The organism is Ralstonia sp. TCR112, from assembly GCF_007997035.1.
GTDB classification, from domain to species: domain Bacteria; phylum Pseudomonadota; class Gammaproteobacteria; order Burkholderiales; family Burkholderiaceae; genus Ralstonia; species Ralstonia edaphi.
The window spans coordinates 1-12,876 of the sequence record NZ_VOSS01000045.1 but is presented as its reverse complement, the minus strand read 5'-3'; the positions used below and the strand labels follow the sequence as shown (position 1 = coordinate 12,876).

At 65.0% G+C, this 12,876-nt stretch carries 13 protein-coding genes and 1 pseudogene; 6 read left to right on the top strand and 8 right to left on the bottom strand.

What is annotated here, in order from left to right:
* Window positions 1–110: 110 nt before the first annotated feature.
* Window positions 111–788, bottom strand: a complete 678-nt coding sequence (gene pyrE, locus FUT88_RS13840) for an orotate phosphoribosyltransferase (RefSeq protein ID WP_147215929.1) — start codon at window positions 786–788, stop codon at window positions 111–113.
* A 32-nt stretch (window positions 789–820) separates the two neighbouring features.
* On the opposite strand from pyrE, the gene FUT88_RS13835 reads away from it, so the two are divergent.
* Both FUT88_RS13835 and argC read left to right on the top strand, forming a co-directional pair.
* A complete protein-coding gene (locus tag FUT88_RS13835; RefSeq protein ID WP_096745565.1) occupies window positions 821–1,606 on the top strand; it encodes an exodeoxyribonuclease III in 786 nt (261 codons plus the stop codon).
* A gap of 127 nt (window positions 1,607–1,733) precedes the next feature.
* The gene (argC, locus tag FUT88_RS13830) at window positions 1,734–2,747 is read left to right on the top strand and encodes an N-acetyl-gamma-glutamyl-phosphate reductase (RefSeq protein WP_012760871.1); all 1,014 of its coding nucleotides are present in this window, start codon (window positions 1,734–1,736) and stop codon (window positions 2,745–2,747) included.
* 59 nt (window positions 2,748–2,806) lie between these two features.
* On the opposite strand, the pseudogene FUT88_RS13825 reads toward argC, so the two are convergent.
* The 4 genes and pseudogenes from FUT88_RS13825 to FUT88_RS13815 all read right to left on the bottom strand — a co-directional run bounded on the left by FUT88_RS13825 (window position 2,807) and on the right by FUT88_RS13815 (window position 5,553).
* A pseudogene (locus FUT88_RS13825) lies at window positions 2,807–3,714 on the bottom strand (prohibitin family protein).
* Window positions 3,715–4,023: 309 nt separating this feature from the next.
* Window positions 4,024–4,779: a YdcF family protein gene (locus FUT88_RS13820; RefSeq protein ID WP_147215927.1), complete on the bottom strand. Its 756-nt coding sequence runs from the start codon at window positions 4,777–4,779 to the stop codon at window positions 4,024–4,026.
* An 81-nt stretch (window positions 4,780–4,860) separates the two neighbouring features.
* Window positions 4,861–5,016: a hypothetical protein gene (locus FUT88_RS26230; protein WP_186829310.1), complete on the bottom strand. Its 156-nt coding sequence runs from the start codon at window positions 5,014–5,016 to the stop codon at window positions 4,861–4,863.
* Between the two features lie 24 nt (window positions 5,017–5,040).
* Window positions 5,041–5,553, bottom strand: coding sequence for a MarR family winged helix-turn-helix transcriptional regulator (locus FUT88_RS13815; protein ID WP_147215925.1), 513 nt, complete (start codon window positions 5,551–5,553; stop codon window positions 5,041–5,043).
* A gap of 215 nt (window positions 5,554–5,768) precedes the next feature.
* Between FUT88_RS13815 and FUT88_RS13810 the strand changes: the two genes are divergently transcribed.
* Entirely contained in the window at window positions 5,769–6,686 is a 918-nt protein-coding gene (locus tag FUT88_RS13810) for an EamA family transporter (RefSeq protein WP_147215923.1), read from the top strand.
* Window positions 6,687–6,701: 15 nt separating this feature from the next.
* On the opposite strand, the gene FUT88_RS26735 is transcribed toward FUT88_RS13810, so the two are convergent.
* Entirely contained in the window at window positions 6,702–7,733 is a 1,032-nt protein-coding gene (locus FUT88_RS26735) for a hypothetical protein (RefSeq protein ID WP_261797155.1), read from the bottom strand.
* A 304-nt stretch (window positions 7,734–8,037) separates the two neighbouring features.
* On the bottom strand, window positions 8,038–8,985 hold the full coding sequence (locus tag FUT88_RS13800) for a M48 family metallopeptidase (protein WP_147215921.1): 948 nt from the start codon (window positions 8,983–8,985) through the stop codon (window positions 8,038–8,040).
* A 97-nt stretch (window positions 8,986–9,082) separates the two neighbouring features.
* Between FUT88_RS13800 and FUT88_RS13795 the strand changes: the two genes are divergently transcribed.
* On the top strand, window positions 9,083–10,372 hold the full coding sequence (locus FUT88_RS13795) for a muropeptide transporter (protein ID WP_147215919.1): 1,290 nt from the start codon (window positions 9,083–9,085) through the stop codon (window positions 10,370–10,372).
* A 4-nt stretch (window positions 10,373–10,376) separates the two neighbouring features.
* Here the strand turns inward: FUT88_RS13795 and FUT88_RS13790 are convergent, their stop codons facing one another.
* Window positions 10,377–11,570, bottom strand: a complete 1,194-nt coding sequence (locus FUT88_RS13790) for a class I SAM-dependent methyltransferase (protein ID WP_147215917.1) — start codon at window positions 11,568–11,570, stop codon at window positions 10,377–10,379.
* A gap of 16 nt (window positions 11,571–11,586) precedes the next feature.
* On the opposite strand from FUT88_RS13790, the gene FUT88_RS13785 reads away from it, so the two are divergent.
* A complete protein-coding gene (locus FUT88_RS13785) occupies window positions 11,587–12,405 on the top strand; it encodes an SDR family oxidoreductase (protein WP_147215915.1) in 819 nt (272 codons plus the stop codon).
* A 21-nt stretch (window positions 12,406–12,426) separates the two neighbouring features.
* The gene (locus tag FUT88_RS13780) at window positions 12,427–12,825 is read left to right on the top strand and encodes a dihydroneopterin aldolase (protein ID WP_024976941.1); all 399 of its coding nucleotides are present in this window, start codon (window positions 12,427–12,429) and stop codon (window positions 12,823–12,825) included.
* The last annotated feature ends 51 nt before the right edge of the window (window positions 12,826–12,876 follow it).

Below are 12,876 nucleotides of genomic sequence, written 5' to 3'. Positions count from 1 at the left end.
AAGACCAAAGAAAGTGAGTCGCCCCCGGCAGGGGGTGAAACAAGGGATGAACCAAAAAAACAAAACCCCAGCGAACAACATCCACCGGGGTTTTTTAACGCAGCAAAGAATCAGATCGCACTAACGCCGTACTTATCCCGATAAGCCGCAGCCTTTTCACGATACCCAGCCAGCGCCGGGTCGCCAGCCCCATCCAGATACCCCAGCAAATCATCCAGATTGGCAATCGACACAACCGGCATGCCGTATTGAGCCTGCACATCCTGCACCGCAGAGCGCTCGCCGATATTCACCGCATTGCCGCTGCGCTCCATCCGATCCATCAGAATCAGCACGGCAGCCGGCGTTGCGCCAGCGGCGCGAATCATCTCCACCGACTCGCGCACCGAGGTGCCGGCAGAGATCACGTCATCGACGATCACCACCCGGCCCTGCAGCTTCGCGCCGACCAGGCTGCCGCCTTCGCCGTGGTCCTTGGCTTCCTTGCGGTTGTACGCAAAGCCCACATTGCGGCCCAGGCCCGCCAGCGCCACGGCGGTGGCCGATGCCAGGGTGATGCCCTTGTAGGCCGGCCCGAACAGCATGTCGAACTCGACACCGGAGTCCAGCAGGGTTTTCGCATAGAATTGCGCGACTTGGCCCAGCAGTGCGCCGTCATTGAACTTGCCGGCGTTGAAGAAATAGGGCGACGTCCGCCCCGCCTTGGTCACGAATTCCCCGAACGACAGCACGCCGGCTTCCACCGCAAAGCGGATGAAGGATTGGCGCAACTCGCTGTTTTGGCTCATCTTTTTTCTCTGGTCCGCAAAAAAGTCCCGCCATGTTACGCATCATTTCCGCCAACCTCAACGGCGTTCGCTCCGCTGCCAGCAAAGGCTTTTTTGAATGGATGGGCAAGCAGGACGCCGATTTCGTCTGCGTGCAGGAACTGAAATGCGCGCAAGACGACATGACGCCCGAATTCCTGGCGCCGCACGGCTACCACGGCGTGTTCCAGCACGCGGTGAAGAAGGGCTACAGCGGCGCGGGCATCTACACGCGCCACAAGCCCGACGAGGTCATCATCGGCTTCGATAACGGCGAGTTCGACGCCGAAGGCCGCTACGTCGAGGCCCGCTACGGCAAGCTGTCGATCATCTCGGTCTACGTGCCGTCGGGCTCCAGCGGCGAAGAGCGCCAGCAGGCCAAGTTCCGCTTCATGGACCTGTTCATGGAGCACCTGAAGGACCTGCGCCACGAAAAGGGCCGCGAGGTCGTGCTGTGCGGCGACGTCAACATCGTCCACAAGGAAATCGACATCAAGAACTGGAAGGGCAACCAGAAGAACTCCGGCTGCCTGCCCGAAGAGCGCGCGTGGCTGACCAAGCTGTTCGACGAGGTCGGCTATGTGGATGTGTTCCGCACGCTCGACCAGCGCCCCGAGCAGTACACCTGGTGGAGCAACCGCGGCCAGGCGTACGCAAAGAACGTCGGGTGGCGTATCGATTACCAGATCGCCACGCCGGGCATTGCCGCCACGGCGCGACGCGTGTCGATCTTCAAGGACATCAAGTTCAGCGATCACGCTCCGCTGACGATCGATTACGACACGAAGCCGCACTGGTAAGCGGCACAGCAATCACTTCGTAGCGCTGCAGCGGAAATGTCTTCGTCAGCCGCTACAATGCAAACCTCACGCGCCGGCACCGCTTGCCGGCGTTGTCTTTGGCCCCCAGTTTTTTAGCGAGATCACCATGGCATTCAAGGTTTTCGTCGACGGTCAGGAAGGCACCACCGGCCTTCGCCTGCTCGATTATCTGTCGCAGCGCGACGATATCGAGCTGCTGCGCATCGCCGAAGACAAGCGCAAGGATTCAGCCGAGCGCGCCAAATTCCTGAATGCCGCCGATGTCGCGTTCCTGTGCCTGCCGGACGTCGCCTCGCGCGAGGCCGTCTCGCTGGTCAACAACCCGAACACCTGCATCATCGACGCCAGCACCGCGTTCCGCACGTCGGACGACTGGGTCTACGGCCTGCCCGAACTGGCCCAGGGCCAGCGCGAGCGCCTGCGCAACACCAAGCGCATCGCCGTGCCGGGCTGCCACGCCAGCGCGTTCGTGCTGCTGATGCGCCCGCTGGTGGATGCAGGCATCGTCCCGGCCGACTACCCGGTCACGGCGTTCTCGCTCACCGGCTACAGCGGCGGCGGCAAGGCCATGATCGCCGACTACCTGGCCGCCAATAACCCGAAGCTCGACAGCCCGCGCCCGTACGCGCTGGCCCTGGCCCACAAGCACCTGCCGGAGATGCGCGTGCAGAGCCGCCTGAGCCTCGCGCCGATCTTCACGCCGGTGGTCGGCAACTTCCTCAAGGGCCTGGCCGTGACGATCGGCCTGCACCCGCAGCACCTGGCGCGCAAGGTGAGCCCGACGGACATCGCCCGCGTGCTGGCCGATTACTACCAGGGCGAGCAGTTCATCCGCGTGGCGCCGGCCGACAACGTTGCGACGCTCGACAACGGCTTCTTCGATGTGCAGGGCGCCAACGACACCAACCGCGCCGACCTGTTCGTGTTCGGTTCGGACGAGCGCATGGTCGTCACCGCGCGTCTGGACAACCTGGGCAAGGGCGCGGCCGGTGCGGCGGTGCAATGCATGAACGTGCACCTGGGCGTGGACGAGGCGACGAGCCTGCATGTGGAAGCGCCGATTCCCGCAGCCGGCGCCGAGCACGCCGTGCGCGAAGCTGCGCCGGGTTTCGCGAGCTGATCGCCGCCTGAGCGGAAACGAAAAACGCGCCTTCGGGCGCGTTTTTCTTTGGGCGCGGCTTACTTGGCTTGCGCGCCGGCCGGGATGTTGAACAACATGCCGCCGCCGTTGCCGCCCGCCATCACACTCGGCGTTACGCCGTTCCACTTCTCGATGGCGCACGTTCGAGCTTCAGGCGCTCCCACGCCAGCAGGCGGTCATCCAGCGACGAGGCCAACGCACGGTTGGCAGCGGCTTCGCCTTCGGCAATCGCCACGCGCTTCTTGGCCTCGGCCTGGGCGGAGCGCACTTCGTTCTCCGTGCGGATGGCGTCCTGGATGGCCTTGGTCTTGGCGCTCACCGCATCGAGCAGCGCACGCGGCGGGCGCAGCGAGCCGACGATGCCGAACTGTTTGATCGACACGCCCAGCGGCGCGAGCCGCGCGTCCAGCTCCTTGGTCAGCCGCGCGACGAACTCTTCCTTCTTGCCGCCATTCACGTCGTCGAAGTTGTATTCCGAGCCGATGGCGACGATCACGTTGCGCGCGGTGTCACGCAGGTAGCCGTGCGTGAAGGTCTCGATGCGATCGGCGCGGAAATTGGTGTAGAACGCCGGCACTTTCTCTCGATCGAGCTGGTACGAGACGGCCACGTCCACATTGACGGGCACGGCGTCCTTGGTATTGAACGTCAGCTCTTCGTTGAGCGCGCGGCCTTCATTCACGTCTTGCGTCCAGATCACGCGCTGCACGTAGGTCGGGTATTGGATGATCGCCGTCTGCACAGGGTTGTAGAACACGAACCCGGTGACGACGTTTTCATGCGTGATGCCGCGATCGACCAGCCGGTTGATCTTGATGCCCGTGTAGCCGGGCGGAATGATGTGCCAGTTCAGCAGGAAAGTCCGCCCGATGGCCAGCGCCGCGACGGCGCCGAAGACGAGCGCGAGCAGTTTGACCGGCAGCTTGCTTGCCGTGACTTGAGGCATGAGGGTTCCCCTTGCTTGTTGGTTTGCTTCTGAGGTGTGGCTGGCGGGGCGGGCGCTGGTTACGCAGCGGCCTGCTTGCTGGCGCAGGAATCGTCAGCGATTCCCGTCAGGGATGGCCGCGCCCGGTGGGCGGGTGGTGGCAAGCAAGCTTGCCAATGGTGATGAGGCGGTGAGCTTCAATACGGCCGAGGTGGCGCATTGCGATGCCCGGATGTTGCGATGCACAAAGTATAGGCGGGCGCCGGATTTTTGCTGCCCTCCGGAAGCACTAGAGCGCCGCTTCGAACGGTGGGGTGCAGCGTGGCCGAATCAGGCGTCGCCGGGATTGATGCGCGCAGGGTTCCAGCCCAGCGCGTTGTACACGTGATAGCGGGCGATGCCGATCCACTCGTGCAGCGCGAAATCGGTCAGCGCAAAGTTGTATGCCATCGGCAAGGGCGATGCCGCGGCTTGCAGATCGTCGGCGCGCACGGGAATTGGCGCCATGCCGAAGTGCGTGAAATACAGCTGGCTGCGCCGCAGATGGATGGCCGACGACACGAGCACCGTGCGGTCGGCCACGTATTGCGCCAGGACCGCGCGCGAGAATTGCGCGTTCTGCCACGTGTTCATGCTCTTGGGCTCCGTCAGCACGTCGGCCTTGTCGACGCCGAGGGCGACGAGTTCGCGGCCATAGACCGCGGCTTCCGATTCGCCGTGGTGACGGGCATCGCCGCCGCTGACCAGGATCTTGCAATCGCCGTCGGCCTTGCGGCACGCCTGGTACAACTGCGCGGCTTCCACCAGCCGCGGATACGAGAACAGCCCAGGCTCCACGGCATCGCCCACGCGGAACGTACCGGCGCCCAGCAGCACGATGGCGTTTCGCGCGCCCCATTGAATGTGCGGCTCGTTCTCGAACGGCTTTTCCAGCGAATCGAGCAGCCACGCCGGCACCGGCCCGCAGCCGATCGCCATCACCAGCACACCGGAGAACACCGCCAGCCCGCGCGCAGCCCGACGCCGGCCGCGTGCTGCGCACACCGCTGCCACGATCACCAGCACACACAGGATGGTCAGGCTCACACGTTCCTCCAGGTTGGCGCGCTACGCGCGTACATGAGGAGGCATCGTAAAGAGGAATGGACGGTTGCGCGACCCGTCTGCTTACGGGGTTGCCACCAGGCGTAGGAACTCGGCCAGGGCATCGATTGCGTCCGCGCTCGGAGAAAAATCGTCTTGCAGGATGTCGTCGCGCAGCAGGTCTTCCGATGTTGATGCCGACGCTGGTCGACTGAACAGGCTTTTGAATCGCATCAGCATGCACGTTCCTGCTGTCGGTCGCACTTACCCGCCTGCGCCGCCGATTTTCCCGAGCAGCTCCCGCAACATCGCCCGCTCCGCCTGGCTCAACGCCGCCAGCATCCGCTCTTCCGTCTGCACATGCGAGGCGACCAGTCCGTCGACCAGCGCGAAGCCTTCGTCGGTCAGCACGATCTGCAGCCCGCGGCGGTCGTCCGGATCGGTCTTGCGGGCGATCAGGCCGCGCTTTTCCAGCCGGTCGAGCCGGTTCGTCATGGCGGAGGTCGACAGCATCATGTCCTTGGCCAGCGCGGAAGGCGACAGCGCCTGGTCGCGGCCGTTGCGGCGCAGCGTCAGCAGCACGTCAAAACCCGCCACGTCGAGATCCGCTCCCGCCACGTTGGCGACCACGCCGCTGCGTAGCCGCTCGGCGGCGCGCCAGACATCGCCGCAGACGGCCATCGGGCTCGGGTCGATGTCCGGGCGCTCGCGCCGCCATTGCGCGAGGATGTTGTCCATCGGTCCCCCTTGCGGGGATAGGGAATCACCTTGACCCATAAAAATCCTCGTCCTAGTATTTCGACATCGAATTACTTGATGTCGAGGCTCCGAGAAATCGTATCGGTTTTGCGCTGCGGAGACAATGCACGTCATCGCGCGTGCCGCGAGGCCACACCGGCGCCCTAGGAAGCTTCATTGCGCCGAGAGCACAGACGCTGCCTGGGGCTCCACCTATTTATTTCGATATCAAATAACGTGACATGGAGATTCATATGCCGTTCAACCGTCTGACGTTGATGCTGGCCACCGCTGCGGCGCCGGTGCTGTGGGGCACGACCTATCTCGTCTTCACGCAAACGCTGCCCGTCGGCCATCCGCTGCTGGTCGGCGCGCTGCGTGCGCTGCCGGCGGGCGTGCTGCTGATGCTGCTCGGCCCCGGCCTGCCGCCGCGTAGCAAGCTGCTGCCGCTGCTGTTTCTGGGGCTGGCGAATATCGGCGTGTTCTTCGCGCTGCTGTTCGTGGCGGCGCAGCGCCTGCCGGGTGGCGTGGCAGCGACGATCATGTCGGCCCAACCACTGGTGGTCGCGCTGCTGGCGTGGCCACTGCTTGCGCGCAAGCCGCGTCCGGCGCAACTGGCCGCGGCGCTGGCCGGCTCGTTGGGGGTGGGGCTGCTGATTCTCGGCCCCGCGGCCAAGCTCGATGCAATCGGCGTGGCGGCTGCGCTGGCCGCGGCGTTCTCGATGGCGATCGGCACGGTGCTCATCGAACGCTGGGGCCGCATCGGGACGCCGTTGGCAGTGGCCGCCTGGCAGCTCGCGCTCGGCGGCCTGGTCCTGCTGCCGGTGGCGTTGTTCGTGGAAGGTCTGCCGCCCGCGCTTACGGCGCGTAACGCGGCGGGCTTTGCGTACCTCATCGCCATCGGCACGGCGCTGGGCTACTGGCTGTGGGTGCGTGGCATCGGCGTGCTCGGCGCAGACGTGACGTTCCTGTCGCTGCTCAGCCCGTTGACGGCGACGGTCTTGGGCGCGCTCGTCCTCGGCGAATGGTTCAGCCCGATGCAGACGGGCGGCGCGGTGCTGATCCTGGGCGCGACGGTGGCGGGGATGGCGTTGTCGCGGCGGGCGAGGGCGGCCGTACAAACAACAAGCCCCGCGAGGCCGGTAAAGGCTGCGGGGCTGGTTGAGCGGTGAGGCAAGGAGTGAATCTTATTGGACCGATGTCGCTACTTGCGAGAATGTCTTCAGGAAATTGGACGGGGCCCCAGACGGGTACGAATACGCGAAATCGCAACGGACGAAGTGACCCGTATCGACGTGCCACCAGCAACGATAGTCTTGGCCATAAGCTGCGGTACCAGTGCTACCGCCCGGCAGTGCAGAGTCGTTCGCGTTGGTTAGCGCGAGTACGTAATGAACGCGCAACGTATTGAAGGTGCCGGCGGGCGTGGTGAGCGACTCGTAACCTTCTACCGTAGAGGTGAGAGCAGCGGATTCGTGATAACCGGCCGCACAGCTGTAGAACCACGTCGTCTGCCACGATTTGCCGACTGACATCGGGAAATTCAGCATTTTTCGCACAGGCCCATAGCTGCAAGCGTTGTCGCCGCCGCTATTGATATTGAGATAGGTGCGGGTCAGGCGGTTGTTGTCCGCGTCGTAGGTGTACCGCTCTGAGGGCGTCGCGGCGGCATCTACGGTTGAGTCCACGGTGCTCTGACCGTTCGCGACGGCAGTCGTAACATTTGCCCGCATGCGGGTCGAAACCGAACCGTCCAGACGCGTACTGGTTTCTGACCAGACTACCGTTGCCCCGACATGCTGCGCCACGGCACTGTACTCATGCGGCGTCACCGTGACCGTCACCTTGGCCGACTTGGTCGCGTCCTTGGCCGACGTCACGGTCACCGTGAACGTGCCGCCCGGCGGGCTCTTCAGGCCTGCGGTCCAGCTCTGCGTGCTGGCACCCTTGACCGAGACCTCGGTATTGCTCGTCGCATCGCCGGACTTCCAATTGACGTCGGTGCTGCTGTCCAGGCGCAGATCTTGCCCGGACTTGACCGTCAGCGTGGCATTTTGGCCGCTGGTTGCGCTAAACGTTTGCACCTTGGTTCCGCCTACGGTTGCGCTAACCGAAAAGCTGTTCGGGTCAGCAACGCTGCCGCTATCGCCGCCACCGCCGCAGGCGCTCAGCGCGCATGCCAGTGCAATTCCCGTAAATCCCTTGCCCCATGCCTTCATTTTTGTACGTATCCCTGTCGCTGTGATTTTTGTGGAGATTTGTGCGCAGAAAATCTGCCGGCGCAGCGTACAAGCGGGGCGAATTTGTTTTCTTAGGATTTGCTTAGCGCGGGGTAACTCCCCACTAACTGGTGGCCAACGCAGTCATTAACACGATTGCGAAAACAAAACGCGCGGCAAAACGCAGACATTTTCGGGTGAGCACAGCGTGCTGACGGCAAGAGTGGCAGCTGATGTGGGTTTCAAGCGCATCGCGATGCAATCCGACGGCACCTTGGGATGAGGCGCGGTAAATCGCTGGCGATTATTGCCGCCGCACCATCGGCCGCATCGGCGCCTCATCGCCATTATCAACAGGCGCGGCGCCCAGATATTGCATGTTCGACCGATATTCCGGCAGCTTCGCCATCGTCATATGTCGGGCGTCGGCAAACAGCGTGAGCGTTTCGGGCAAATGGCGCGACAGCACTGCCATGCGCGTGCGCCCCGAGGGGTGCGTCGACAGAAACTGCTTTTGCTCCGTCCCGCCGATCGACCCCATTTTCTGCCACAGCGTGAGCGCGGCGCGCGGGTCGTAGCCGGCGCGGGAGGCGATGTCCATGCCGACCAGGTCGGCCTCGGTTTCCTCCGCACGCGAGAAGGCCAGCAGGTGCATCTTGGCGCCTTCGCCCAGGTCGGTATCGCCACGGTTGCCGAAGCCGAACAGCTGCGAGATGACGTTGGCACCCAGGTTGGTGATCTCGCGCTGGCCGGCGCGGGCGCGGGCGTGCTCGCGCAAGGCGTGGGCGATCTCGTGGCCGAGCGCCATGGCGAGTTCGTCGTCCGTCAGCTTGAACTGTTCGAGCAGCCCCGAAAACACGGCGATCTTGCCGCCGGGCATGCAAAAGGCATTTACCTGCGACGAGCCGATCAGATTGACCTCCCATTGCCAGCGCGCGGCGTCGGGGTTCCAGCGCGGCGCCTGCGGCGTGAGGCGCCTGACGATGCCGCGGATGCGGATCAGATCGGGCACGTTGTCGGGCGCCAGCGCGCCTTCGTGGGCGGCGTTGTCGACGATGCCCTGGTATTCGTCCAGCGCGCGCTTGTCGATTTCTTCCGCCGGAATGACGAGGCGGATGTTGGGCGATGTGGTGGTCGGCGCTTCCAGCTTTACGCCGTCGGCGGGCACGGGCAGCGGGCCGTCCATGGCGGTGGCCCACGCAGACAGCGCGAGGCCGATGGCGGTCAGCAGGGAGCGTGTGGCGCGGGGCATATGGATGAGGGGCCGAATCCGTGCGACATAATATCGGCCAACGCACCGCGCCACGCTACGTGGCAACCCGCATTCGCATTCGCCTCCGGCCCGCCGCATGAGCTTCCACGATTACCTCGATATTTTCCGCAACCGCCGCATCGGCGCGATGCTGCTGCTGGGCTTTGCCTCCGGCCTGCCGCTGGCGCTCACCTCGGGCACGCTGCAGGCGTGGATGACGGTGGAAGGGCTGGATATCCGCACCATCGGGCTGTTCTCGCTGGTGGGGCAGGCGTACATCTTCAAGTTTCTCTGGGCGCCGCTGATGGACCGCTTCACGCCGCCCCTCATGGGCCGTCGTCGCGGCTGGCTGGTGCTGACGCAGGCGGGGCTGGTGGCGTCGATTGCCGCCATGGCCTTCACGCCGCCGCACGCCGCGCTCTGGGCACTGGCCGGGCTGGCGGTGCTGGTGGCGTTTTTGTCGGCGTCGCAGGACATCGTCTTCGATGCCTACAGCACCGACGTGCTGCATTCGAGCGAGCGCGGCGTCGGCGCAGCCGTGAAGGTGCTCGGCTACCGGCTGGCGATGCTGGTATCGGGCGGCCTGGCGCTGTATCTCGCCGATCGCGTCATGGGCTGGAGCAACATGTATCTGCTGATGGCCGGCCTGATGGCGCTGGGTATCTTCACGACGCTGTGGTCGCCCGAGCCTGAGGTGTCGGCGCGCCCGCCGCGCAGCCTGCAGGAGGCGGTGGTCGGCCCGCTGCGGGACTTTTTCTCGCGCCGTGGCGCCTGGGCGCTGCTGGCGCTGATCGTGCTCTACAAACTGGGCGACGCGTTTGCGGGCAGCCTGTCGACCACCTTCCTGATCCGCGGCGTCGGCTTTTCTGCGGGTGAGGTCGGCATCGTCAACAAGACGCTCGGCTTGGCCGCCACCATCGTGGGCGCGCTGTATGGCGGCACGCTGATGGTCCGGCTAGGGTTGGTGCGGGCGCTGCTGCTTTTTGGCGTGCTGCAGGCGGTGTCGAACCTGGGCTATTGGGTGCTGGCCGTGACGCCGCAGCATCTGTGGACGATGGCGGTGGCCATCGGCGTCGAGAACATCTGCGGTGGCATGGGCACGGCGGCCTTTGTGGCGCTGCTGATGGCGCTGTGCAACCGGTCGTTCTCGGCGACGCAGTATGCGTTGCTGTCGGCGCTGGCTTCCATCGGCCGCGTGTACGTCGGGCCGACCTCGGGCTACCTCGTTGAAGCCTACGGCTGGCCGGCGTTCTATCTGATGACCGTGGTGTTTGCCTTCCCTGGCCTGGCGCTGCTGTGGTGGATGCGCGGCACGATCGGCCGCTACGAAGCCGAGCAGAACGAACGCGCCTTGGAAGCCAAAGCGGCCAAGGCCGCGTCAGCCTGATCGACTAACCCAAGCGGTTCGAGCGGTCGGCATCGGCAAAGCCGGCCAGCGGGAGTGCCGCGTCGATGCCCTTGCCTAGCGCGATGGCCTTGAACAGCTCGCCCATTTCCGCTTCCGACAGCAGCTTCTGCACGGCATTGGCGGCCGGCAGAAACTGCATCGGATCGGACGGATCAAGCGTCATCAGCAGCTCACCCACGCCGGCGCTCAACAGGAAGCGCGCCTGGCTCGTGTAGCCGAGCAGTTCCAGCCCGGCTTCCTGCCCCGCCTGGGCGATCCCCGAAAAATCGACGTGCGCGGTGATGTCCTGCAGGCCTGGCAGCCAGAACGGATCGTCGTGCGCGTGCTGGCGGTAGTGGCACATGAGCGTGCCGTTGGCGCGCTGCGCGTGGTAGTACTCCGCAGCCGGGAAACCGTAGTCGATCAGCAGCAACAAGCCGCGCTCAAGTGCCGCGCCGGCGCTGCGGATGAAGCCCTCGGCGGCCTCGTGTGATTCGGTGATGAGATCGTCCGTGCCCGGCAGGGCGGCCAGCTTGGCGGGCACCTCCGACGGGTCAACAAGCCGCTCTTTCCATTGCAGGCCGTTGTCGACATCGAGCACCACGCCGCGCTGGTGCCACACGCCGTCGCGGCGCGCCCAGAGCGACACGGGCATCGCATCGAGCACTTCGTTGCCAACCATCACGCCGGTGAACGGCGCAGGCAACGTGTCATGCCACCGCGCGAGGGCGCCCAGCTCGGGGCCGAGCGCAGCCAGGCGTTCCTGTTGGCGCTGGCGAAGCTCGCCGGAGAGTTCGACGATGCCGTAGCTGTCGGGCCGCGCGCCCAGCGCATCCAATTCGGTGAGGATGTCGGCGGCCAGTTTGCCGGTGCCCGCGCCAAATTCCAGCACGTGGCGCTGGCCTTCCGGCAGTGCCTGCAGCACCTGCGCGATCTGGTGCGCCACGGTACGGCCGAAGAACGGCGTCAATTCGGGCGCGGTGATGAAGTCGCCGCCGTCTTCCACGCGGCGGCCGAACTTGGCCGCGCCGCCGCTGTAATAGCCGAGGCCGGGCGCGTAGAGCGCCAGTTCCATGTAGCGGTCGAACGGAAGCCAGCCGCCTGCGCCCGCAATGGCGTCGGCGATCACGGCGAACAGGTGCGCGGACTGCGCCTGCGCCGCCTCGTTGGGAAGCGGTAAACTCACGGTTTTGCTCATCGGCGAATTGTAAACAATGGCGCAGACGCCCAACCAGTCCACTGCGGAATCGACCGCAGAATCGGCTACTCAGCGGCGCATCGCCCTCGTTACCGGCGCAGGCCGCCGCGTTGGGCGCGTCATTGCCCTGGCGCTGGCCCGGCACGGCTGGGATGTGGCCGTGCATTGCCACCGCTCGCGCGCCGAGGCCGACGCCGTGGCCGCCGAGATCATCGCCATGGGCCGCCGCGCCGCCGTGCTGCAGGCCGACCTGTCGGACGAAGCCGCCGCTGGCCGCCTGATTGCCGATTGCAGCGCTGCACTGGGTACGCCCACCTGCCTGGTCAACAACGCGTCTTTGTTCCAGTACGACGTGGCGACCAGCTTCAGCTATGCGTCGCTCGATACGCACATGCGCACCAACGTGGCCGCGCCGCTGCTGCTGTCGCGCGAGCTGCACCGGGCGTTGACGGCCGATGGCGCCCAGGGCCACGGCGTCGTCATTAACCTGCTCGACCAGAAGCTCGACAATCTGAACCCGGATTTCCTCTCTTACACGCTGTCGAAAGCAGCGCTGTCGACGGCCACGATGCAGCTTGCGCAGGCCCTGGCGCCCGCGCTGCGTGTGGTGGGCGTGGCGCCGGGCATCACGATGGTGTCGGGCGACCAGTCGCAGGGCGGGTTTGCACGCGCGCACCAGATGACGCCGCTGGGCCAGTCGTCCACGCCGGAAGATATTGCCGAGGCGGTGTGCTATCTCGCCACCGCCCGCGCCGTCACCGGCACCACGCTGTTCGTCGACGGAGGCCAGCATCTGATGCCGCTGGCCCGCGACGTGATGTTCCTGACTGAATAAACAACTCCCCCGGACGCTCCCATGCTTTCCCTGCTATCCCACCCGCGCCTGTCGCACTGCCGCCGCATGTTCCTGCGCAACTACGAAGTGCAGATCAACATCGGCGTGCATGAATTCGAGAAGAAGGGCGAGCAGCGCGTCCTGATCAACATCGAGCTGTACGTGCCGCTGGAGCATTCGTCGCCCACGGAAGACAAGCTGCATGAAGTGGTGGATTACGACTTCATGCGCGACACCGTGGCGCGGCGTATGGCGCAAGGTCATATTCACTTGCAGGAGACGCTGTGCGATGACGTGCTGACGGCGATGCTCAAGCATCCGCATGTGCTGGCTGCGCGGGTGTCGACGGAGAAGCCGGATGTGTATCCGGATTGCGAATCCGTGGGCGTTGAGGTGTTTCGGATTAAAGAGTCGGGCTGAGGGCTTTTTTTGATGCTCGTGGAGCGTCCCTTGTTTCACCCCCTGCCGGGG